The sequence below is a fragment of the Caldimicrobium sp. SLHALR3 genome (assembly GCF_058692735.1).
In genome coordinates this window covers 665,826-690,161 of record NZ_CP182484.1, presented here as the reverse complement: position 1 = coordinate 690,161, position 24,336 = coordinate 665,826, and the positions used below count along the sequence as shown (strand labels likewise).

20 protein-coding genes and 4 tRNA genes are annotated in these 24,336 nt (G+C 36.1%); 1 reads left to right on the top strand and 23 read right to left on the bottom strand.

Annotated elements, in window-relative coordinates; translation table 11 throughout:
- Positions 1-8: 8 nt before the first annotated feature.
- Entirely contained in the window at positions 9-371 is a 363-nt protein-coding gene (locus ACLGLP_RS03615; protein ID WP_492113566.1) for a bactofilin family protein, read from the bottom strand.
- Between the two features lies 1 nt (position 372).
- A complete protein-coding gene (locus tag ACLGLP_RS03610; RefSeq protein WP_492113565.1) occupies positions 373-1,179 on the bottom strand; it encodes a M23 family metallopeptidase in 807 nt (268 codons plus the stop codon).
- Positions 1,180-1,440: 261 nt separating this feature from the next.
- Between ACLGLP_RS03610 and rpsO the strand changes: the two genes are divergently transcribed.
- Positions 1,441-1,710, top strand: a complete 270-nt coding sequence (rpsO, locus tag ACLGLP_RS03605; protein WP_492113564.1) for a 30S ribosomal protein S15 — start codon at positions 1,441-1,443, stop codon at positions 1,708-1,710.
- Positions 1,711-1,740: 30 nt separating this feature from the next.
- Here rpsO and rpoC read toward each other — a convergent pair whose 3' ends face one another.
- From rpoC to sat, 21 genes are all read right to left on the bottom strand, one after another.
- Positions 1,741-5,802 carry a DNA-directed RNA polymerase subunit beta' gene (gene rpoC / locus ACLGLP_RS03600; RefSeq protein WP_492113563.1) on the bottom strand — a complete coding sequence of 1,354 codons (4,062 nt, stop codon included), beginning with the start codon at positions 5,800-5,802 and terminating at the stop codon, positions 1,741-1,743.
- Between the two features lie 18 nt (positions 5,803-5,820).
- Positions 5,821-9,906 (bottom strand): DNA-directed RNA polymerase subunit beta, encoded by a 4,086-nt coding sequence (gene rpoB / locus ACLGLP_RS03595; RefSeq protein ID WP_492113562.1) that lies wholly within the window; start codon positions 9,904-9,906, stop codon positions 5,821-5,823.
- 120 nt (positions 9,907-10,026) lie between these two features.
- Positions 10,027-10,419, bottom strand: a complete 393-nt coding sequence (gene rplL / locus ACLGLP_RS03590; RefSeq protein ID WP_492113561.1) for a 50S ribosomal protein L7/L12 — start codon at positions 10,417-10,419, stop codon at positions 10,027-10,029.
- 27 nt (positions 10,420-10,446) lie between these two features.
- A complete protein-coding gene (gene rplJ, locus ACLGLP_RS03585; RefSeq protein WP_492113560.1) occupies positions 10,447-10,974 on the bottom strand; it encodes a 50S ribosomal protein L10 in 528 nt (175 codons plus the stop codon).
- Between the two features lie 176 nt (positions 10,975-11,150).
- A complete protein-coding gene (gene rplA, locus ACLGLP_RS03580) occupies positions 11,151-11,870 on the bottom strand; it encodes a 50S ribosomal protein L1 (RefSeq protein WP_492113559.1) in 720 nt (239 codons plus the stop codon).
- Between the two features lie 16 nt (positions 11,871-11,886).
- Positions 11,887-12,312 carry a 50S ribosomal protein L11 gene (rplK, locus tag ACLGLP_RS03575; RefSeq protein WP_492113558.1) on the bottom strand — a complete coding sequence of 142 codons (426 nt, stop codon included), beginning with the start codon at positions 12,310-12,312 and terminating at the stop codon, positions 11,887-11,889.
- Positions 12,313-12,328: 16 nt separating this feature from the next.
- Positions 12,329-12,856 (bottom strand): transcription termination/antitermination protein NusG, encoded by a 528-nt coding sequence (gene nusG, locus ACLGLP_RS03570; protein ID WP_492113557.1) that lies wholly within the window; start codon positions 12,854-12,856, stop codon positions 12,329-12,331.
- Positions 12,856-13,092: a preprotein translocase subunit SecE gene (gene secE / locus ACLGLP_RS03565; protein WP_492113556.1), complete on the bottom strand. Its 237-nt coding sequence runs from the start codon at positions 13,090-13,092 to the stop codon at positions 12,856-12,858. The genes nusG and secE overlap by 1 nt, the downstream gene beginning before the upstream one ends.
- A gap of 26 nt (positions 13,093-13,118) precedes the next feature.
- Positions 13,119-13,195, bottom strand: a tRNA-Trp gene (locus tag ACLGLP_RS03560).
- Positions 13,196-13,198: 3 nt separating this feature from the next.
- Positions 13,199-13,369, bottom strand: coding sequence for a 50S ribosomal protein L33 (rpmG, locus tag ACLGLP_RS03555; protein ID WP_492113555.1), 171 nt, complete (start codon positions 13,367-13,369; stop codon positions 13,199-13,201).
- Between the two features lie 13 nt (positions 13,370-13,382).
- Positions 13,383-14,582, bottom strand: a complete 1,200-nt coding sequence (gene tuf / locus ACLGLP_RS03550; RefSeq protein WP_492113554.1) for an elongation factor Tu — start codon at positions 14,580-14,582, stop codon at positions 13,383-13,385.
- Positions 14,583-14,622: 40 nt separating this feature from the next.
- Positions 14,623-14,695: transfer RNA gene (locus ACLGLP_RS03545), tRNA-Thr, on the bottom strand.
- Between the two features lie 19 nt (positions 14,696-14,714).
- Positions 14,715-14,786: transfer RNA gene (locus ACLGLP_RS03540), tRNA-Gly, on the bottom strand.
- A gap of 19 nt (positions 14,787-14,805) precedes the next feature.
- Positions 14,806-14,888: transfer RNA gene (locus tag ACLGLP_RS03535), tRNA-Tyr, on the bottom strand.
- A 59-nt stretch (positions 14,889-14,947) separates the two neighbouring features.
- Positions 14,948-16,141 (bottom strand): quinone-interacting membrane-bound oxidoreductase complex subunit QmoC, encoded by a 1,194-nt coding sequence (qmoC, locus tag ACLGLP_RS03530; protein WP_492113553.1) that lies wholly within the window; start codon positions 16,139-16,141, stop codon positions 14,948-14,950.
- Between the two features lie 12 nt (positions 16,142-16,153).
- Positions 16,154-18,361, bottom strand: a complete 2,208-nt coding sequence (locus tag ACLGLP_RS03525; protein WP_492113552.1) for an FAD-dependent oxidoreductase — start codon at positions 18,359-18,361, stop codon at positions 16,154-16,156.
- A 3-nt stretch (positions 18,362-18,364) separates the two neighbouring features.
- Positions 18,365-19,603: a CoB--CoM heterodisulfide reductase iron-sulfur subunit A family protein gene (locus ACLGLP_RS03520; RefSeq protein WP_492113551.1), complete on the bottom strand. Its 1,239-nt coding sequence runs from the start codon at positions 19,601-19,603 to the stop codon at positions 18,365-18,367.
- A gap of 123 nt (positions 19,604-19,726) precedes the next feature.
- Positions 19,727-21,727: an adenylyl-sulfate reductase subunit alpha gene (gene aprA / locus ACLGLP_RS03515; RefSeq protein WP_492113550.1), complete on the bottom strand. Its 2,001-nt coding sequence runs from the start codon at positions 21,725-21,727 to the stop codon at positions 19,727-19,729.
- 33 nt (positions 21,728-21,760) lie between these two features.
- A complete protein-coding gene (gene aprB / locus ACLGLP_RS03510) occupies positions 21,761-22,261 on the bottom strand; it encodes an adenylyl-sulfate reductase subunit beta (protein ID WP_492113549.1) in 501 nt (166 codons plus the stop codon).
- A 151-nt stretch (positions 22,262-22,412) separates the two neighbouring features.
- Positions 22,413-22,781 (bottom strand): DUF6955 family protein, encoded by a 369-nt coding sequence (locus ACLGLP_RS03505; protein ID WP_492113548.1) that lies wholly within the window; start codon positions 22,779-22,781, stop codon positions 22,413-22,415.
- Between the two features lie 27 nt (positions 22,782-22,808).
- Complete coding sequence (sat, locus tag ACLGLP_RS03500) at positions 22,809-24,185, bottom strand: sulfate adenylyltransferase (RefSeq protein WP_492113547.1); 1,377 nt, start codon at positions 24,183-24,185, stop codon at positions 22,809-22,811.
- Positions 24,186-24,336 lie beyond the last annotated feature (151 nt).

Below are 24,336 nucleotides of genomic sequence, written 5' to 3'. Positions count from 1 at the left end.
ATTATCTTTTATTGAAATTCTGTTTCACAAAGTCCATTTATTGAAGCTCCTCTTTCTATGTAAATAAGCTTAGTTTTTATGTTTCCTTTTACTACACTTCCAGAATATAATTCCACCTCTTCAGCTTTAATATTTCCAAAAATTTGTCCATAAAGCATCAATTTTTTGACCTCTACATCACCTCTAATAACTCCATTCTCTCCAACAAGGAGACCCCCTTCCCCTTTTATATTTCCCTGAACCTCTCCGTCAATTCTTGTTATTCCATCCCCTATAGTAATATTTCCCTCAAAAAAACAACCTGAACATATAAAGGTCCTAATTTCTTCTAAATCTTTTTGATCTTTTTTCTTATTAAAAAACTTTATCATTTTATTCCCAAACCATAAATTTTAAGGGATCTAAGTTTTTGGAATTGAGGAGCACCTCGTAATGAAGATGGGGTCCTGTACTTCTTCCTGTAGAACCAACATATCCTATTATTTCTCCTGCCTTTACCCTTTCTCCAGATTCAACTTCTATTTTTGAAAGGTGCGCGTAAAGAGTTTCATAACCTGAGGGATGTTTTATAATTACTGCTTTTCCATAATCTGAATACCAGCCTGCAAACATTACAACTCCTTCAGCAGTTGCATGAACAGGAGTTCCATAAGGAGCTTCAATATCAACACCCGTATGGTATTCATATCCTTTACCAAAGGGATTTTTCCTCCATCCTAAAGTTGATGTTATCTTTCCCTTAACTGGAAATCCAGTAGGAGTTATTTTTAACTGATAAAAAAGCTCTTCACTTTTGGTAATCAAAAAATCTAAATAATCTTCATCTGAAAGTTCTTCAACCCTTAATTTACTCAAACCTCCAAGACCTTTTTTACTTTTTCTGATAACCCCTCTTTCTATAAGATAGTTTTCAAGTTTTAATAAGTTATTTTTAAATTTGATTAACTCCTCTTGATACTTTTTGTTAAGCGTAGTAATATTTTTTAGCTTTTTTTCTTTTTCTCTCAAACTTAAATATTTTTGAACAAAAAAAGCATTTAAAAAATAAGAAACTAAAGAAAAGAAAGAAAAAATAAGAATTAAAACTGAAAAAATTTTTATGTGTTTAATTTTTAGACTTATAATTTTAGGTGCCTTTCCACTGGGAGTGTGAATTACTATACTAATCTTATCCTTCATTTATCACCTCTTTTGAAAATTTTTTGAAAATTTTAAAAATAAGAAGGTTTTGGAATTTTAACTTTAAAAATTATATACATTTTGTTCTGAAAGTCAAATATTAAATAAAATTAATTATTTTTTAATTCTAAATAAAGTTTAGATTAAACCTACTCATTTTTTTTGTAATTTTTGAAAAATGTATTATAATTGATTTTAAATCTGCTTGGGAAAAGGGGTATTCCTTTCCTAAGCTTAAATATAAAGTAGGAGGTAGAAAAAATGCCTTTAGATCCTGAGATTAAAAAGCGAATTATTGAAAATTTCAGGCGTCATCCTAATGATACTGGTTCTCCTGAAGTTCAAATTGCCCTTTTAACTGCAAGAATAAAACAGTTAGAAAACCATCTTAAGATCCATCGAAAGGATTTCCATTCAAGAAGAGGTTTAATGAAGCTTATAGGTCAAAGAAGAGCCCTTTTAAGATATTTGAGAAGAACTGACTTTGAAAGGTATCAAAATCTTATTCAGAGTTTAGGTCTAAAAAAATAAGGTATGGGGGATATTCTCCCCCATATTCATTTATACCCATCCTTTTTCTTCGTAAACGATTCTTCCTGTGCCAGCAGGAATAAGTCTTCCTATAATAACATTTTCTTTCAAGCCCCTTAAGTAATCAACTTTACCTGCGATTGAGGCTTCTGTTAAAACTCTAGTTGTTTCTTGGAAAGAGGCAGCAGACAACCAGGAATCAGTAAGTAAAGCTGCTTTTGTAATTCCAAGAATAACTGGTTCAGCAACTGCTGGTTTTCCACCTTGAGCAAGAACCTTCTCATTTTCCTCCTCAAATTTTACTCTATCTACAATTTCACCTATCATAAAATCAGTATCTCCTGCTTCTTTAATCTTTACCTTTTTAAGCATCTGTCTTACAATAACTTCAAAGTGTTTATCGTTTATTTTAACTCCCTGCAATCTATAGACTTCTTGGATTTCTTCAACCAAAAATCTGGCAACTCCTTTTACTCCCTTTACTTTTAAAATATCATGAGGATTGGGAGAACCCTCTATTAATGGATCACCTGCCTTTACTAAATCTCCCTCTCTTACCACTATATGTTTACCCTTTGAAATATAATATTCTTGAGCCTCTCCTATTTCTGGTTGAACAACTATCTTCTTTTTACCTCTTACCTCTTTTTCAAAAATCACTTTACCATCAATCTCACTAATAATTGCATATTCTTTGGGTTTACGAGCCTCAAAAAGATCTGTAACCTTAGGTAAACCTCCTGTAATGTCTTTAGCTTTAAGGGTTTCCCTTGGAATTCTTGCTATAACATCTCCTGCATGTATATAATCCCCTTCTTGAACACTTATAATAGCACCAACTGGAAGCTCATAACGAGCCTTCCCTCTTCCATCAGGTAAATCTTTTGTCCTTCCCTTTTCATCTTTTAGAGAAACGCGGGGACGATAATCTGTAAGTTTATAATCCCTTACTACAATGCTAACCCTTCCAGTAGTTGGGTCTATTTTTTCATCTACCGTTACCCCTGCTATAATGTCTCCAAACTTGACTATTCCGTCTATTTCAGCAATAATAGGAGTCGTATATGGATCCCATTCTACTAATAAATCTCCTGGTTTAACTTCCTGCCCTTCCTCTACCTTTATCTTTGCTCCATAAATAACGGGATATTTTTCAAGAATTCTTCCATCCGGACCCTCTATAGCTATTTCTCCTTGTCTGTTTAAAGCAACCAATGTTCCATCCTGCTTTCTTACCAATCTAAGATTAATAAATCTTACTTTACCCTGAGATTGTGCTCTGTGTTCACTCTGTTCTAAAGCTTTACCAACTGCACCTCCTATGTGGAAGGTTCTCATAGTAAGCTGTGTTCCAGGTTCTCCAATAGATTGTGCAGCAATAATTCCTACAGCTTCACCAATTTCTACAAGTCTTCCTGTAGCCAAGTCTCTTCCATAACATTTTCTACAAACTCCGAATTTAGCTTCACAAGTAAGAACTGAACGAATACTTACCTTTTCAATACCTGCTTCTCTTATTTTTTTAACTGCTTCCTCATCTATTTCTTCATTTGCCCTAACAATAACTTCTCCGGTTATAGGATCAACTATATCTTCTAAAGCTACCCTTCCGAGAACTCTATCCCATACAGGCTCTATAATTTCTCCAGCTTCAATTAAATGTCCAATCTCTATACCGTCAATAGTTCCGCAGTCTTCTTCAGTAACCATACAATCCTGAGCTACATCTATTAATTTACGAGTTAAATAACCTGCATTTGCAGTTTTTAAAGCTGTATCTGCAAGACCTTTACGAGCACCGTGTGTGGAAACAAAATACTCAAGCACGGAAAGACCCTCTCTAAAGTTACTTTTAATTGGTGTCTCTATAATTTCTCCAGAAGGTTTAGCCATAAGACCTCTCATACCAGCAAGCTGTCTGATCTGATCTTTAGAACCACGTGCTCCAGAAAAAGCCATCATATAAACAGGATTAAAACTCGGACCCTTAACTTTCTCTCCATTAGGACCGATGTATTCCTTGGTTTCCATTTCTTTTATCATTTCCTCTGTAACTCTTTCAGTTGCATTAGCCCATATATCAACTGCTTTATTATACCTTTCGCTTTCAGTAATAAGTCCATCTCTATATTGTTGCCAGATTTCTGCAATCTTTTTCTCAGCCTCAGCTATTATTTCTGCTTTTTTCTCAGGTATGGTTAAATAATCAACGCAAATAGAAAGCGCTGCTTCTGTAGCCTCAGAAAATCCCATATCTTTTAATTTATCAGCAAAAATTACTGTCTTTTTCATACCAGCCTTGTGATAAGAAAGATGAATTAATCTCTGTAGTTCTTTCTTAGTCAGAGGTTTATTATATTCTTCAAAATCAATCTCTTCTGGAACTATAGTAGAAAATATAACTCTACCCACAGTAGTATCTACCATTTTTCCGTTCATTTTAACTTTTATTCTTGCCTGTAAATCTACAGCCCCGGTTTGATAAGCCAAAATAACTTCATCTCTGTCTTTAAAAATCTTACCTTCTCCTTTGGCAAAAGGTTTTTCTAAAGTCATATAGAATAAACCAAGAACCATATCTTGAGTGGGATATACAATAGGTATTCCATTAGCAGGAAGAAGGATATTATTAGTAGAAAGAATCAACACTCTATTTTCAACTTGAGCTTCTACAGAAAGAGGAATGTGAACAGCCATCTGATCGCCGTCAAAATCTGCATTATATGCAACGCATACCAAAGGATGGAGTTGAATGGCTTTTGTATCGATCAACACAGGTTCAAAGGCTTGTATTCCAAGTCTATGAAGTGTAGGAGCTCGGTTAAGCATTACTGGGTATTCTTTTACGATTTCTTCTAAAGCATCCCAAACAGCAGGATGTTCTTCTTCTACAAGTCTTTTAGCTGTTTTTATGTGAGTAGCATATCCGTGTTTTTCAAGCCATCCATATATGTAAGGTTTAAAAAGTTCAAGAGCCATCTTTTTAGGAAGACCACACTGATGCATTCTTAACTCAGGACCTGCAACTATCACCGATCTTCCAGAAAAGTCTACCCTTTTTCCAAGTAGGTTTTGTCTAAATCTTCCTTGTTTCCCTTTTAAAACATCAGATAAACTTTTAAGAGGTCTCTTGTTAGGTCCTGTTACGGGACGCCCCCTTCTTCCATTATCAAAAAGAGCATCCACAGCTTCCTGAAGCATTCTCTTTTCATTTTTTAAAATTATCTCAGGAGCATCAAGATCTATAAGTTTCTTAAGTCTCACATTACGATTAATAACTCTTCTATAAAGGTCATTTAAATCCGAAGTTGCAAATCTACCACCTTCTAAAGGAACAAGAGGTCTAAGTTCAGGTGGAATAACTGGTATAACTTGAAGAATCATCCACTCTGGTTTATTCCCAGAATTTTTAAAAGCTCTCGCAAGCTGAAGTCTTTTCCCTAATTTCTTTCTTCTTGCTTCACTCTGGGTAGAGTGCATCTCTACAGTTATTTCTTGAATTAACTTATCAAGATCTAAAGACTTTAACAATTCATATATAGCTTTAGCCCCTGTATCAATAATAATTTTATCTCCATACATTTCTTTTAAAGCATAATATTTATCCTCGGTTAGAATAGTCCCTTTAGGATATTCATCTACCTCACTTTCAATAACCACATATTTTTCTAAGTAAAGAATAGATTCAACTTCTTTAAGAGTCATGTTAAGAAGAAGTCCTATTTTACTTGGAATGCTTCTTAAATACCAAATATGAGCAACAGGGGCTGCAAGTTCTATATGCCCCATCCTTTCCCTTCTTACTTTGCTTTGAATAACTTCAACTCCACATTTTTCACAAATTACCCCTCTGTGTTTCTTTCCCTTATATTTACCGCAGATACATTCAAAGTCTCTTACCGGACCAAAAATCTTTGCACAAAAGAGCCCGTCTTTTTCGGGTTTTAAAGTTCTATAATTTATAGTTTCAGGTTTTTTCACTTCTCCATAGCTCCATTCTCTTATCTTTTCTGGAGATGCTATACCTATTTTTATAGCCCTGATTTTCATTAAATCCTTAGGTTTTTCTAAAATAGCTAAGAGTTCTTTCATTCTTAGCTACACCTCCTTTTATTCTTCTATTAATTCTATATCTAAACAAAGCCCTTGCAATTCTTTTGTTAAAACTCTAAAACTCTCAGGCATTCCTCCTTCTAAAAAGTTCTTTCCTTTAACCAACTTTTCATACATTTTTGCTCTACCTTCTACATCATCGCTTTTAACAGTAAGGAATTCATGAAGAGTATAAGCTGCTCCATAAGCTTCAATTGCCCAAACCTCCATTTCTCCAAGTCTCTGACCTCCAAATTGAGATTTCCCACCAAGAGGTTGCTGAGTAATTAAAGAATAAGGACCTGTTGAACGGGCATGAATTTTATCATCAACAAGATGATGAAGCTTTAACATATACATATAACCTACTGTAACTGGTTCTTTAAAAGGTTCTCCTGTCATACCATTATAAAGAATAGTTGTCCCACTTGGATTTAAACCTGCAAGTTTTAACCATTTTTTAATTTCCTCTTCCTTAGCACCGGCAAAAACAGGTGTAGCAACTGGTATTCCATCAATAAATCCCTTGGCAAGTTCTATTATCTCTTCGTCACTTTTTCCTTCCACATACCTTTCGTACTCTTCTTCATTAAAAATTTCTTTTAAAATACTCTTTACACTTTCTACTTGATACTCTTCAGCAAGTTTTGCAAGTTTTTTACCAAGTTCCTTACAAGCCCAACCTAAATGGGTTTCCAAAAGTTGACCTATGTTCATACGAGAAGGAACTCCCAGTGGAGAAAGAATCATATCTACCGGTGTTCCATCAGGAAGATAGGGCATATCCTCTATAGGAACAACTTTAGATATAACTCCCTTATTTCCGTGTCTTCCTGCCATTTTATCCCCTGGTTGAAGCTTTCTTTTCATAGCCACATATACTTTTACAATCTTTAAAACCCCTGGAGGAAGCTCGTCTCCTCTCTTAATTTTGTTTATCTTAGCTTCATATTCTTCAATAATTTCTTTTCTCTTTTTCTCATATATATCTAAAAGCTCTGAAACTATTTCTTTTTTAGAAGGAGGAACAACATCCTTTAATTTTAAAAGCAGGGAAGCAGGGATTGAATCAAGGAGTTCAAAAGTAAAAACCTCTTTCTTTTTAATATATACTTCTCCTTCTTTCTCCAAATCTTTTACTGCTTTTTCTCCCTCTAAAATTTTAGAAAGTTTAGTTATAAGACTTCTTTTAAGAACTTCCAATATATCTGCCTGATTTCTCAATAACTTAGCTATTGCTTCATCTTCCTTTTGTTTGGCTCTTATATCTTTTTCCAATCCTTTTCTGGTAAGAACCTTTGTATCTATAACAATCCCTTCAATTCCTGCAGGAACTCTTAACGATGTATCTTTTACATCTTTTGCCTTTTCTCCAAAAATGGCTCTCAGAAGCTTTTCCTCAGGAGTAAGGGTAGTTTCTCCTTTAGGAGTAACTTTACCCACTAAAATGTCTCCTGGTCTCACATAACTTCCTATTTTTATAATCCCGCTTTCGTCTAAATTAGCAATCAACTCTTCTCCTACACCAGGAATATCTCTTGTTATTTCTTCTCTACCTAACTTAGTTTCTCTTGCTATACATTCAAATTCCTCTATATGGATAGAAGTGAACACATCATCTCTTACAAGTCTTTCTGAAATTATAATGGAATCCTCAAAATTATATCCTCTCCAAGGCATAAAGGCTACAAGAACATCCTTACCAAGAGCAAGCTCTCCATGGTCTATAGAGGGACCATCTGCTAAAATATCTCCTTTTTTTACTCTTTGACCAGGTCTTACAATTGGTCTTTGATTAAAAGTAGTATTTTGATTGGATTTTTTCCATTTAACAAGTTCATAAACTTTTACCTCAGGTAATCCACTACCCTCTTCATCATATCTTACGACAATTCTTGTGCTATCAACATCTTCAACAACTCCATCTTTTTCTGCTATTAAAAGAAATCCAGAATTTAAAGCAATTGACCTTTCCATTCCAGTACCAATAAGGGGTGCTTTTGGTACAATAAGAGGCACAGCCTGTCTTTGCATATTGGAACCCATAAGTGCTCTATTAGCATCATCATGTTCTAAGAAAGGAATAAGTGAACTTGAAACACTTACTATTTGAGCAGGAAATAAATCCACTAAGTCAACTTCATCTCTATGAGCAATGATAAATTCTCCATTTTTCCTTGCTGGAACATATTCATCCAAAATATTTCCTTCCTTGTCAATTCTTATGGTTGACTGAGCAATTATCAAGTCCTTTTCCTCAGCAGCATTTAAGTATATAACCTGATTGGTAACCTTCCCGTTTCTCACCAATCTATAAGGAGTTTCCAAAAAGCCATAAGGATTTACTTGGGCATAAGTTGTGGGAGAAACTATTAATCCGATATTTGGTCCTTCTGGAGTTTCTATTGGACAAATCCTTCCATAATGACTGGGATGAACATCTCTTACTTCAAAACCAGCCCTTTCTCTCGTTAAACCACCTGGTCCAAGAGCCGAAAGCCTTCTTTTATGAGTAAGCATAGAAAGAACATTGGTTTGATCCATAAACTGAGAAAGCTGACCTTGAGCAAAAAATTCCTTCACCGCTGCCATGACTGGCTTACTATTTATAAGCTCTGCAGGAGTTAAAGTTTCTACCTCTTGAAGTTGAAGTTTTTCCTTAATAATCCTTTCCATTCTCATCAAACCAATTAAAAACTGATTTTCCACCAATTCTCCTACAGATCTTACCCTTCTGTTTGACAAACTATCTATATCATCTCCTTCTTCTTCATTCTCTCTTAAGCGAATAAGTTCCTTTAATATGGCTATTACATCCTCTACAGTTAATGTTCTTTGAGTAATAGGGATATCAAGATTAAGCCTTAAATTTATTTTGTATCTTCCTATTTCTGATAAGTCATAAGTTGTTTGATCAAAAAATAGAGACCTAAAGTAGGCAGAAGCTACTTCTGGAGTTACAGGACTTGAAGGTTTCATTTTTCTGAAAATCTCTATCAAAGCTTCTTCTCTGGTCTTTACTTTATCAGCCTTTAAAGCATCCCTCAAAGAAGAAGTATAACGATGGGCGTCCACAAAAATTGTTTCAATTTTTTCTATCTTTTTTTCTCTTAATAATTTGAGTTTTTCTTCTGTGATTTCTTCGTTTGCTTCAACTAATACCTCTCCTGTCTCTTTATCTACAATCTCTTTAGCACTTATCTTTCCAATAATCATCTCATCTGGAAATTTTAGACTCTTTATTCCTGCTTGTTTTAATTTTTTTATTACTCCTGCACTTATTACCTTACCCTTTTTAATCAAAACTTCTCCTGTTTCAGGATGAACAATATCTATAGGAGCTTTACTTCCTGCTAAAAGTTCATAATCTATTTCCTTTTCCACTCCGTCTTCTAAAATTCTGTATTTTTCAGTGGGATAAAACAGTGAAAGAATCTCTTCCTCTGATAATCCCATAGCTCTTAAGAATACCGTAGCAGAAATGTTTTTTCTCTTGTCAATTCTTACCAAGAATCTGCCTCTGTAATCGTATATAAAATCTAACCAAGAACCTTTAACAGGAATAACTCTCCCAATATAAGTTAATCTTCCAGCTTTAGCATGAGTTTTATCTTTTTCAAAAATTACTCCGGGAGATCTTTGAAGTTGATTAACTACTGCTCTTTCTGTTCCATTAATAATAAATTTTCCATCTTCTGTCATTAAAGGAATTCCACCAAAATAAATTTCCTGCTCTTTTATATCTTTTATATTTTTTACTCCTGTTTCTCCTTCTACCTCATAGGTAACTAAACGAACCCTCAATTTCATCGGAGCTTCATAGGTTAATCCCTTTTCTTTAGCTTCATCAGGAGTGTATTCTGGAGGTAGTATCTTATAATCTAAATATTCTAAAACTGCTATATCTGAATAATCCTTTATAGGAAATACAGTTTTAAAACATCTGTGAATCCCAACATCTTTTCTCATATCTGGAGGGGTATTAGCTTGCAAGAAATTATGATAGGATTCCTTCGGAATTTTTAAAAGGTCAGGTAAATCTTGAATTTGTTTAACCTTTACAAAATTTTTTCTTATTTTTGGTTTTTGATTAATATAAGACATATTAAGAATCCCCTCCCTTATAAATTTCTCTTTTCTAAAAATTTGAACAGGGTTTCCCCTTTTTCATAAGAGGAAACCCTTTTAATTGCAAAGTTTTTAAAAAATTTTTTAATAAGCAAGTTATTTGATCTCTACCTTTGCCCCTGCTTCTTCTAACTTTTTCTTAATTTCTTCTGCTTCTCCCTTAGAAACTCCAGTTTTAACAGGTTTAGGAGCACTCTCTACCAATTCTTTAGCCTCTTTCAATCCCAATCCCGTAATTTCTCTTACTACCTTTATAACATTAATTTTATTAGAGCCAACATCAGCAAGTATAACATCAAATTCTGTCTTTTCTTCTGCTGGTGCAGCTTCTGCTGCAGCTGCTGCTTGAGGTGCAACTGCTGCAAATGTTGCAACTGGAGCTGCTGCAGTAACTCCAAACTTTTCCTCTAACTCCTTAATAAATTGAGACAACTCTAAAACACTCATGTTAGCAATAAATTCAATTACTTCTTCCTTAGTTACTGCCATTTCCTATCCCTCCTTTTAAGTTATTTTTTATTCTCCTTTAGCCTTTTTTTCTTCAATTGCCTTAAGAACATAAAGAAAGTTTCTAATAATAGCTGAGAGTACCCCAATAAAATTAGCAATTGGCGCTTGAAGTGTTCCCAAAACCTGAGAAAGTAATACTTCCCTGGGAGGCAACTTCACCAATTCTTCTATAGCTTCTCCCTCAAATCCCTTACCCTTTATAACAAATCCTCTTAATTTTAAAGATGGATGATCTTTTATAAATTTATTTAATACCTTTGCTATCTCAACTGGATCTTGATAAGCAATAACAAGGGCTGTAGGTCCCTCAATATAGTCATTTACAGGTTGAGCAGGTGTGTCCTTAGAGGCTAATCTTATTAAAGTATTTTTAACAACTTTAAATTCTCCTCCTTTTTCTCTTATAAGTTTCCTAATTTCATTACTCTCAGCTGCTGTAAATCCTTTAAATGAAGTTACAAATATGCCCTCTGAATTCATAAATTTTTCTCTTAAACTTTTAACAATCTCCGCTTTCTTTGCTCGGGTAAGCAAGGCTAACCTCCTTAAATATCATTTAGTTTTCTTTCTGAAAGGGTACCCTTTCGCCTCTAAGTAGGCTGGGAAAAGCTTTTCCCATTTAAGCCTCAAGGCACCTACTTGTCTTAGGCCCCAAGAGCAACCCTTACCTCTGAGGGATTCTCAAGGGGCTTACTAATAAATTAAATTTCTTAATCTCCCGAGTATTTATGTATTAAATTTCTCACATCGTTAGGATCCACTTTTATACCAGGTCCCATTGTAGTAGAAATAGTAATTCCTCTTATATATTGTCCTTTAGCTGCAGGAGGCTTTGCCTTTATAAGTGCATCAAAAAAAGCAGCCAAATTTTCTAATATCTTCTTTTCTCCAAAAGATACTTTTCCAACAGGAGCATGCACTACCCCTGCTCTGTCCACTTTAAAATCTACCTTACCAGCCTTAATGTCCCTTACTGCTTTGGCTATATCAAAAGTAACCGTTCCTGTCTTTGTGCTTGGCATAAGTCCACGAGGTCCTAATATCTTACCAAGTTTGCTAACAGCTGGCATCATATCAGGAGTCGCCACAGCTTTGTCAAATTCTAACCAGCCATCTTGAATCTTTTTAATTAAATCTTCATCTCCTACATAATCAGCTCCTGCTTCTATAGCCTCTTTAGCCTTTTCACCTTTAGCAAAAACAAGCACTCTAACTGATTTTCCTATCCCGTGAGGAAGAACTACAGATCCCCTTACCATCTGATCTGCATGACGAGGATCTACTCCTAAATTAACTGCTACCTCAACTGTTTCATCAAACTTCGCATACGAAGTCTCTAAAGCTAACTTTACCGCTTCTTCAAAAGTATATCTTTTAGTTCTGTCAACCTTTGCTAAAGCGGATCTGTATTTTTTACCTCTTCTTGCCATTTCATTCACCTCTTTTTTAATCTACAATTTCAATTCCCATACTTTTAGCTGTTCCTTCTATAATTCTCATTGCTGCCTCTAAGGATGAAGCTGTAAGATCCTGCATTTTCATCTTTGCAATTTCTTCTAACTGTTTTCTCGTTATTCTTCCAACTATCTCTTTTTTTGGATTATGGGCTCCTACCTCAATACCTGCTGCCTTTTTTAAAAGAACAGATGCTGGAGGGGTTTTAAGCTCAAAGGTGAAAGATCTGTCTGCATAAATAGTAATTACTACAGGTATAATCATTCCTTCTTGATTGCGAGTTTTCTCATTAAAAGCCTTTACAAATTCCATTATATTAACACCATGCTGACCCAGAGCAGGACCAACTGGTGGTGCCGGAGTTGCCTGACCTGCTGGAAGCTGTAATTTTACCTGAGCTATTACCTTTTTAGCCATAGGTCTTTCTACCTCCTTAAATCTTCTGTAAATAAGCAAATTCTATTTCAACAGGAGTTTCTCTACCGAAAATACTCACTAACACCCTTACTTTACCTTTCTCAGGCTTCACTTCATCAACTACTCCTATAAAATTAGCAAACGGTCCTTCTATAACTCTAACCTTATCTCCTGGCATAAATTGATATCTTAGCTTAGGCTTAATTTCTTCTACACCAAGTTGAGAAATAAGTTTATCAACCTCTTCTGTTCTAAAAACATAAATTTTGTCCCCTCCTACTACATCAATAACGCCTTTTATCTTCTTAATCTCTTCTTTGAGTGTTTCATCAAGCTCTCCGTAAATCAAAAAATAACCAGAATAAAATTTCTGAGTTATCTGCTTTTCTGGAGAAAAAACCACTTCTATTTCCTTTGGAGGTGGAACAAAAATCTTTTCTATTTTTTCTCTTACTCCCTTTTCTTCAAACAACCTTTCCACATGTTCTTTTACTTCTTCTTCTAAACCTGCCCAAACTTGCACAGAATACCAAGCCTTGTTCATTACCTCACCAAAAATGAAATTAACACATTGTAAATTACATCAAGAATTCCTAAATATCCCCCTATAAGCATACTTAAAAACATAATCATAAAAGCACTAATAACAACCTGTTTCTTCTGAGGCCAAGTAATTTTTTTTGCTTCTATTTTAACCTCTTTTAAAAATTTTACACCCTTTTCTATTAAATTTTCTTCCCTTTCTTTAAGAGATTTATTTTTAAGCTCTTTTTGTCTCATTTTTTTAATTTCTCTAAATTATTAAATGGCAGGCCAGGAGGGATTTGAACCCCCAACCTTCGGATTTGGAGTCCGATGCTCTGCCAGGTTGAGCTACTGGCCTGCCTTACTTTTTAACCTCTCTGTGAATCGTATGCTTTCTTTCCCAAGGACAATATTTTCTTAACTCTAATCTATCAGGAGTATTACGCCTATTTTTTGTTGTTGTATAATTTATTCTCTTGCATTCAGTACACTGAAGATGGATTATTACTCTTGCTTCTCCTTTTTTAGCCATAACCTAAACCCCTTTATTCTAATATTTTTGTAACAACTCCAGCTCCAACTGTTCTCCCTCCCTCTCTTATCGCAAATCTCAACCCCTCCTCCAATGCAACAGGCTTTATTAACTCAACCTCTAACTCAACATTATCCCCAGGCATAACCATCTCAACCCCATCAGGTAACTTCACTACCCCCGTAACATCTGTCGTCCTAAAATAAAACTGCGGTCTATACCCACTAAAAAACGGTGTATGCCTCCCACCCTCCTCCTTCTTCAACACATATACCTCAGCCTTAAACTTAGTATGCGGCTTTATACTACCAGGCTTCGCTACAACCTGACCCCTCTCCACATCATCCTTACCCACTCCCCTCAAAAGTATCCCTATATTATCACCAGGTAACGCCTCATCAAGTATCTTCCTAAACATCTCAATACTTGTCGCTACCGTCTTTATCGTAGGCCTTAACCCAACTACCTCAACCTCATCCCCAGGCTTAAGTACTCCCCTCTCTACCTTCCCAGTTACAACAGTCCCTCTACCACTTATACTAAATACATCCTCTATCGGCATCAAAAATGGCTTGTCTATATCCCTCACAGGCTCAGGTATGTACTCATCCATAGCCTTAACTAACTGCCATATCGGTCCGCACCACTGACATTCCTCCTTCCCACACCCACACTCAAGTGCCTTCAATGCACTACCCCTAATAACCGGCACCTCATCTCCAGGAAATCCATACTTCGTCAATAACTCCCTAACCTCAAGCTCAACAAGATCAAGTAACTCAGGATCATCTACCATGTCTATCTTATTCATAAATACAACTATCGCCGGCACATTAACCTGCCTTGCCAAAAGCACATGCTCCCTCGTCTGAGGCATAGGTCCATCAGTTGCCGCAACAACAAGTATAGCACCATCCATCTGCGCAGCCCCTGTTATCATGTTCTTAATGTAGTCCGCATGTCCAGGACAATCTATATGCGCATAATGCCTCTTCTCACTCTCATACTCAATATGCGCAAGCTGTATCGTTATACCCCTTGCCTTCTCCTCAGGTGCCTTGTCTATCTCCTCAAAAGGAACCCACCTTGCTAACTCCTTCGTTGATAACACCCTCGTTATCGCACTCGTCAGCGTAGTCTTCCCATGATCAATATGCCCTATCGTCCCTACATTCACATGAGGCTTTTTCCTCTCAAATTTAGCCTTTGCCATCTCCCCTTCCTCCTATGTTTTTACAATTTAATTTTAAAAAAGCCCACGACCGGACTCGAACCGGTGACCACTTCCTTACCAAGGAAGTGCTCTACCTCCTGAGCTACGTGGGCTTCTTAATCATTTTTAAAAAGCGGGCGACGGGACTCGAACCCGCAACCCTCAGCTTGGAAGGCTGATGCTCTACCATTGAGCTACGCCCGCATTATTTAAAATTTAAAAATGGAGGGGGGAGGATTTGAACCTCCGAAGGCGAAAGCCACCGGGTTTACAGCCCGGCCCCTTTGGCCACTCGGGTACCCCTCCTAATTTCACTATAAAATTAACTTAAATTAAAATTTTGTCAAGAGAAACTTAAATGAACATTAAGACATTTTCTGACTCACATCTTTAAAGTATAAATCAAATACAATCGCTGTTGTTCTAAAAGCAAGATGAGCAAATTTGGAATAAACAACTCCTAAAAATAATATAAACACAAATACTAAATGAGAAAGATAAATTATAGAAGTTAAAGACCTTATACCTGGTATACTACGAAAAATTTCAATTCCAAATCCAGTTAAACCTATAAGTAAAATCAAATAGACTAAAAAGCTATCAGGATAACTCGTTCTTAAACTTTTTTCTCTCTCGGCTTGAGATCTTCCTAAAATTATGCTTATAATCCCATAAAGTAATAAAAGACCACCTATGTTCCCTAACCATTTTACAGGATGAAAAATTGGATTCCAAGGAGTATGGAATCCTAAAATGTCAGCCATAACAAATACAATAGCTGTAGTTAAAGCCAAAATAATAAATGCCCAAAGGAGAAGTTTGTGAGGAGTGGCTCTCCATTTATTAGCTTCACACTGCTCAAATCTCGTATGATTTAAAATTTCAGCAATGGCAGGTATAAAATAGGTTTTTAAAATAGTCCAAAATCCATATCTATAAGCCTGAGGAATTTTATAAGTCTCTACATAGGCATTCCACATTTTATTAATAGCTGAAAAAAGAATAATTATAACAAAGGCAGCCAAGGGTAAAAATATCACATCTATCATTAAAACTCTTGCTGGGAGATGTAAAAACCATATCTCATATGTAGGACCGCCATAAGGAAATGACTCAGCATCAAAAAAGTTAGGAATTCCTCCAAAAGTTGCAAAGGTAGCGATTAAAATAAAGAAAAGAGCTATAACTACAAGTATAGGAAATCCCCAAGCTTTACTATAAAAGGTGTGTAAAAACTTGAAAGGTGTCGCTTCTTTTATTACTAAAAGTCTTAAAGCTGCCAATACATCGCCAGGATTGGCTCCTCTTGGACAATACTTACTACAATCCCCACATTGATGACACAACCAAATAGCTGGATCATTAAGTAACTTCTCCTTAAAACCCCATTGAGCTAAGATCATCTGTTTTCTTGGAAAAGGTGCGTTATCAGGAGATAAAGGACAAACTGTAGAACATGTAGCACATTGATAACATTTTTTAACCGTATCACCACCTATAGCTTGTATCTCCTTTATAGCAGTTAAATCTCCTTCCACTTTTATAATTTCATTACCCATAGGTTCCCTCCTTTACCAACCTTTAAATGGATTCTCATCAAATCCTTTTATTTCTTCATCAAATTCTTTCATCTTTTTAACTGCCTCATCTACTTCATCAATAGAAACAGTATGCAAAGTAACCCTCTCAGGTTCTAAAGCAAGCTGTTGTAATGTTTCAGCTACATTTTCCATACGCCTGTTAGAAAGCTCACTTCCTTTAATAAAGTGACATTGATAATTTTCACCATATTTACAACCTAATAGTAGAATACCGTCATATCCTTTACTCATAGCATCCTTTACAAAAGAAACATTTACTGCTCCAAGACATCTCACAGGAATTATTCTGAAAGTAACAGGAAGTGGCTTTCTTTGATAAGCTGCCATATCAAGTGCAGGTAAGGCGTCATTTTCACAAACAAAAGCCATAAGTCTGTAAAGCCCATATCCCTGTTCTGGCATTTCAGTTGCCTTTATCATATTTGCTACCATTTCAATAGAGTAATCCTTAAAGTTAATAATTCTCTGTGGACAAGCACCAAAACAGGTTCCACAACGACGACATCTTGTGATATTGGGCAATGGATTGCCTTTCTCATCCTCATTCAAAGCACCAAATGGACATTCCTCTGTGCATCTCTTACACTGAGTGCACATTTTAAGATCAAACTCTGGATAAGCAAAATCCCAAGTTCTTGGATGAACTGCATGCCCTTCTTCAATAGCAACAAGACACTGAATTGCCTTGAGAGCTGCCCCACGAGCATCCTCAATTGCCTGGGCAATGGTCATAGGCTGATGAATCGCACCAGCTGCATATATTCCCGTTCTTCTAGTTTCATAAGGGAAACAAATATAATTAGAATCTGCATAACCATAATGAAGTTCAAGTTCATCAGGTGGTAACCCCGGTCCTTGTCTATACTCTAAATTAAGAACAGGTTCTTCAGCTGTAACAGGAACCATCCCTATAGCAAGGATAACAAGATCTACATTTATCTCTAATGTCTCTCCAAGTAAAGTTTCTTCAACTACAACCTTTACCTTACCATCTTCCCCCTCAGAAACCTCAACTACCCTACCTTTAGTTAAAAATATTCCTGGATCATCCTGTAAAGTTTTATAAAAGTTTTCATAAATCCCCATAGTTCTCATATGATCGTAAACAATATAAGCCTTTGCTGAGGGATCTGCCTCTCTCACATACTTTGCCTGCTTAAGAGAAGCTAAACAACAATAGGAAGAACAATAAGCTAAATGATTCTCATCTCTCTGTCCTGCACACTGGATAAAAAGAACGCTCTTAATAGGTGCTCCATCAGAGGGTCTTACCAATTTTCCATTTTTTGCCATTTCTTCAAACTGAACATTAGTAACCACATTTTTAATATTTCCATACCCAAACTCGGTAAGCTTACTTGCATCATAAGGCTTAAAACCTGCTGCCAAAACAACAGCTCCAATTTTAACCTCTTCTTCCTTGCCACCTACATTAATTTTTACCCTGAATAAACCTGGCATCCCTGAAATACTTGTTACAGTTGCTCCTTTATAAACTTTTATCTTTTCATTATTCTCAACCTTGGGAATAAGATCATTTACAATAGGGGGAACGAGATTTTTAAATGGATGAGTAACCTCACAATGAGCCTTCATCTTGGCTACAAATCCACCAAGTTCCTTTTCCTTTTCAACAAGAACAACTTCATAACCAGCACTTGCAGCTTCAAGTGCTGCAGTTAACCCTGCAACTCCTCCACCAATAACAAGTATAGTTTTAGAAATCTCTTCCTCTGGCTTAAATGGCTCTGGAAACTTATAAACCTGGAGTTTTGCAACCCCCATTCTTACATAGTCCTTAGCAAGAGCCATAAGCTCATCCTTAAAAGAAACCCCTTCTACATACTGTGTAGTGTCTTCTAAAATTTCTCCACCCTCTCCTACTGGAAATCTACTCCAAACAATTCCCTCTCTTAAATTTACTCTCTCTACAGCTACATTTTCAAATTCAAATACATCATAATTCACTCTCGGAGAACAAGCACAAATACAAACTGCATCAAGCCCGTCTTGCTTGATTTTTTCCTCTATAAAAGCTTTTCCTTCCTTAGAACATAAAAATTCTTTACTATAGCAAGCAACTGCTCCTTGCTCACGAGCAGCATTTTCAAGTTCGGCAATATCTAAACGTTTACCAATATCACAGGAAGTGCATATAAATACACCTATTTTTTCCATTTTTTACCCCCTTAATATAGTTTGAATAGCTTTTAAAGCTGCACCTGTTGCCGTTTCATTAGAGGTCATGACATCAAGTGGCATTTTGGCACAACCACAAGCAATTATTCCATTTTCAGAAACAACAAAGCCATTCTCATCTATTTTTAACCCTTTAATATTCATTCCTGCTATACTTGGCTGCATACCAAGGGCAAGAACAACCATATTTACTTTTTCTTTTATCTTTTTACCTGAAAGCACATCCTCTGCTGTTACTATTAAATCCTTAGTTTCAGGATCCTCCTCAACCTTAGCTACCTTTCCTTTTATAAGATGGATTCTTGCCTCCTTTTCCACTCTTTTATAAAATTTTTCATATTTTCCTGGGGTTCTTAAATCTATATAGAAAATAAATGACTCTGCTTCAGGATCTTGTTCTGCTAAATACCAACTGTGTTTAAGTGAAGCCAAGCAACATATGTAAGAACAATAAGGCAAATGATTCTCATCACGAGAACCAGCACATTGAACAAAAGCCACTTTCTTGGGTGGAGTCTTATCAGATGGTCTTAGTATCTTTCCTTCAGTTGGTCCCCAGGGTGAGGCAAGTCTTTCCATCTGCATATTGGTAATTACATTTTCAAATTTTCCGTAACCCAGATTGTCAAGTTTTGTAGCATCATAGGGCTTCCAACCCGTTGCCCATATAATAGCTCCTACTTCAAATTCTAAATTTTCTTCCTTCATATCAGGATCTATTGCATTATACTTACAGGCTGACATTATTCTCTCTAAATCCCCTTCTGCTAAAGCGGATTTGTCAAGAACATACTTAAGAGGAAAAGCCATAGGATATGGTAAGTAAATTGCTTTTGTCTTTCTTAAACCAAAATCAAATTCACTTATTCTTTCACCTTCACACACCTTCTCACACTCACCACAAGCTGTACAATTGTCATTTACATAACGGGGCTTAACTCTAACCTTTACCTTATAATTACCTGGTTCACCAGAGATTTCAGTAACTTCCGCCATTGTATAAACTTTTATTCTTGGATTTGTTTTAATTCTTCTATAATTAATTTCAAGCCCACAAGTAGGAGGACAGAGCTTAGGAAAATAATATCTTAATTGAGCAACTCTCCCTCCTAAACTTGGTTCTTTTTCAACTAAGATTACTTCGGCTCCAACCTCAGCAGCTTCAACAGCTGCCGTTATACCACTTATCCCTCCCCCAACAACTAATATGGGTTTGCCCATTTTATACCCCCTCTTAACACTTTTTCAGAATAAAACCTCTTTTCTAAAAAGAGGTTTTATTCTGAAAAAAAATAAAAAAGGGGGACAAATTGTGTCCCCCCTTTTTTTATCCTAACTTAACTTTTACGGTCCAAGCGGATCAGGAATAATCTGGACATAAGGATATGTCTCTAAAGTCCACTCCTTAGTTTCAGGATCCCATCTTGAAATAGTGAAACATCTCCAGTTTGCATCATCAAGGTTTGGAAAATCTGTTCTATAGAAGTATCCAGGATAACGGGTCTCTTCACGGAAAAGAATGTGTAAGAGGTGAGCCTCTGCTGTCCATACACGATGTCTATTCTCCCAAGCTCTCATAAGTTCATGAAGGTCTCTTGCAGCAGCAAGCTCCATATCCTCTTTCAACATTTTAATAAGTTCAAGTCCTCTTTCAAGCATTACTTTGTTGGTCTTATAAAATGTAGAACAACCAGCTACATATTCATCCATAAGTTTCATAAGTCTATCCTGAATGTGACGAGGAAGTAGATAATTGGGATTAATTTCATAATGAGTAGATGCGTTCTTGAATTCTTCAAATCTATACCAAGGACCATAAATCTCTTTCTTTAATTCTTCAGGAGTTTCTTTAATTGCAGGCTTGTAATCTTTGTGATCAAGACAGAATTTTACCATAGCTTTTGCAGCAATTCTACCCTCTACATGAGAACCAGAGGAGAATTTATGTCCAGATGCTCCTACAGTATCTCCAGCACAGAAAAGTCCCTTAACTGTGGTCATTCTGTTATAAAGCCCGATCTCTCTCCAAGGAGCTTTATATTCTTCAGGAACCCAATCTTCATCAGGTCCACATACCCAAGCACCAGCACAACCAGCATGGCTACCAAGTAAATATGGCTCAGTAGGCATAATTTCTGAGGGTGATTTTTCAGGTTCAATATTCAAGCATGCCCAAAGTCCAGCCTGAGTTACACACATATCTAAAAAGTCTTCCCAAGCTTCAGCAACAAGGTGTTTAAATTCTTTCTTGTCCATTGTTTTTGCTGCTTCCTGAAGAGCCCATTCAGTATGCATATAAATTGGTCCGCGACCAGCTTCCATTTCAATAAGCATCGCATGGTTTCTTAAACAAGTTCCAATATGAGATGCTTCACCATAAGGAGCAAACTTCTTTAACTCATCTTTATGTTTTGCTACATAATCTTCACCAAACGCATTTGTTGCTCTTGCTTTAAAGAGCAAGAACCATGCTCCAACTGGTCCGTAACCATCCTTAAAACGAGCAGGTATAAATCTATTTTCCATAAGAACAAGTTTGGCTCCAGTCTGAGCGCACATTGCATATCCTGTTCCAGGGTTCCATACAGGATACCAAGCGCGTCCTTTTCCTTCACCAATAGATCTTGGACGGAATATATTTACTGCTCCACCAGTAGCAAGTAAGGTCGCATTGGCTTTAATAATAAAGATCTTATTTTCTCTTACAGAAAATCCAACTGCTCCGGCACAACGATTGGGTTCATTTGCATCAAGAAGTGGTCTTACAATAAAACATCTTTCAATTATTTCAGCCTTGTCATATTTAGTAAGAGCATTTTTGGCTGCTTCAGCAACAATCACCTTGTAAGATTCTCCATTAATCATTATCTGCCAACGACCAGAACGAACAGGCTGAGCACCACCCTTTAAAGTTAATCCTTTTGCCTTTGCCTCAGCTCCATCTAAGGTTTTTCCTGTTGCAGGGTCTTTTTTCCAAATAGGAAGACCCCATTCCTCAAAACAATGAACTGTATCATCAACATGACGACCTACATCAAAAACAAGATCTTCACGAACAATTCCCATTAGGTCACAACGAACCATTCTCACATAGTCATCAGGTTTGTTCTCCCCAATATAGGTGTTAATAGCAGAAAGACCCATAGCAACTGCACCAGATCTTTCCATAGCAGCCTTATCACAAAGAATAATTCTCAATCCGTGAGGTCTTGCCCACTTTACAGCCTCAACCGCAGCTCCACAAGCTGCCATTCCACCACCAACTATTAAAATATCTGTTTCTTTTTCTACAATTTCAGGTTCTGCACAGGCTAAACCTGAATTATAAAACCAAATCTTAGGCATAGTGCCACCTCCTTTTAAATTTTTTTCAAATTTTTAGGCTGTTTTAATTTTTAAAGTTTTACCAAGGGCTCCAACTTCAAACTTCTTGTTAAGAACTGCTTCAGGTTTTGCAACTTCTTTTCCTTCAGCAGCTTCAGTAAAAAGCTGATTGTTTCCAATTAAAGCTGGATCAGGATCAGGTTTGCCAAGATCAGGATCTGCAGAACCCTCAGGTGTAGTTCTTGTAGGATACTTAAATCTCAAAACAACACCATTTCTAAATTTAATGGTCCACATGATGTCAGTTGTTCCACGCATAGGCTGACAAGTTCCTTTAAGAGGAGCAAAATCTGCATAATGTCTTATAGAAATAGCTCCCTGAGGACAGCTCTTTACACAGCTGTAACACTCCCAACACTGATCTGGTTCCTGATTGTAAGCCTTCATAGCTTCTGGATCAAGAATCATAAGGTCATTGGGACAAATGTACATACACACTGTTTTGTCTCCACCTTTGCAACCGTCACACTTTTCAGGGTTTACATAGCTTGGCATAGCCAACCTCCTTTTATGGTTTTTTTCTAATTTTTATTATATTTTCAAAATTTACCAAGTCAAACCTTTTTAAAGGCTTTTATTTTTAATTAAAGCCTTTTATTTCTCTCCTTTTTGTATTTTTTATCCCTTTTTTTAATTTTTTAACAAATTATTCTATATCAGAGGTATCAATATCAGGAGGTGGTAAATACTCAGCCTCTTTAGCAGCTGCTTTTTTAATTTCATCAATTTTAGCTAAAATTGCTTTAACCACTTCCTCTCCTAAACTTTTTTGATTGGCAATCTCTTCAAATAAAGCCCTTCTAAAAGCAACTGGAGTGTCAGTTATACAAGCACGAGAATCAATACGAGCAGTTTCAAATGCCTTTAATACCTCATTCTTAACCTCTTCACCCACCTTTACCCTCAAAACCTTTAACTCACCTCCAAATACTGTCTCAATTTGATTTTCAACAGGAGTCCCTTTAATCTTGCTTAATCTGTAGTCATCTAAAAATACCTCAAGTATGTATTCCATCTTTTCACCTCCTTTATATTTTCTTAATTACTCAAGATCGGGAAGATCAACCTCAAGTTCTTCTTCTTTCCGCTGTACATATTTCTCATTAACAAAGGGATATCCAAACTTTTTCCACCACTTCACAATCACTTTAAATACCTCAGGTCTCATAATTACTGTTGGAGGCTGAACACCTTCAGCAACAAGTCCTCTAATTAAACTTCCAGAAAGCTTTTCCTTTTCCTTGATGTGATTGCAGTTTTCACTATAAGCCATCTCCTTACATACTGGACAATACCAGAACTCTCTCATGTTCTGTGGTCTAATTAAAAGCCCACCCTCAACTTCATTTATAGGCTTATCAAAGCCATAACTTGGTATTCCCTTTAACCAAAGAATTTGTGTAGCGTAAGAATCATAATACTCACCCACTGCTGCATGGTCACGACCAAACATATGATGAGTGCATCCCATATTCTGACGAATTATTCCATGTAACAAGCTCTCAAGAGGATTACCATATCTCATGTCCCAGAGAGTAAAAGTAACCATATGCCTTTCGGGTTTAATATATCCAGCCTTGTGAACCATCTCATGAGCTTCCAATATAGCCTCATCAGGATAATCGCCTCTTCTCTTAACCCCAATAATTGCATTAACTAAAATACCATGACAAGGTTCCACATCTCCAGTATAAGCAGCATTTTTCATAAGAAATTCGTGTCCAACATGAGGTACATTTCTTGTCTGATGCGCTATAACTGTTCTCCACCCTCTTTGCTCCATAATTTCTCTACACTTCCTTGGAGGAAGCCAAAATCTATCAAAAGGTGGCTTAAAAATAGGCTCATTGATTATAGTATATTTTCCAGCAAGAATAATAGGATTGTAAGATCTATAAATTACCCACCCAGGATGCTTATCGTCAAACTTTTCCCTCACAACCTCTGGATTGGTCTCTGGAGAACCAAAGGTTCTATTTGCTAATTCTTCAGGATCAATTTCATAAATTTCTTCTATATCTAACATAGCAAAAGGCTTACCTTTAAGCCTTAAAATAAGTCTATCTCCTTCAGAAACACCAAGTTTTTTATAATCTTCTTTAGAGATGTCAAAAAGAATTGGATAAGGAAAAACCCATCCATTAAGAAGTCTTCTCTTAGAAAGAACCGATTCTAACTCAGCTGAAGTCATAGAACCTTCAACAGGACTAAAGAATCCATAACAAACTGACATAATCTCACGATAAACATTCCTTACAGGAACTCCTCTTTTGTAATGAAGAGTTGGCTTAATGTCATAAAATGTACAATACTTTGTACAAGCCCTTAAAAATTTCAAAGCAACTTTTCTGTCTTTGATAACCCTTTCTACTAATTTCCCCCCATGAGGCATAGGTCTTTTAAAGTATAACTCTGACATAGGAACCTCCTTTAATTTTTTTTTAACTTAGCAAGGTAAATTAACTATAATGAAATTATTTAAAAATAATGTCAAAAGTCAAATCCCTTTTTAAACTATTATATGAAAAATATAACTCATTATACAATTTTCTTTTAAATTTTTCAAAATT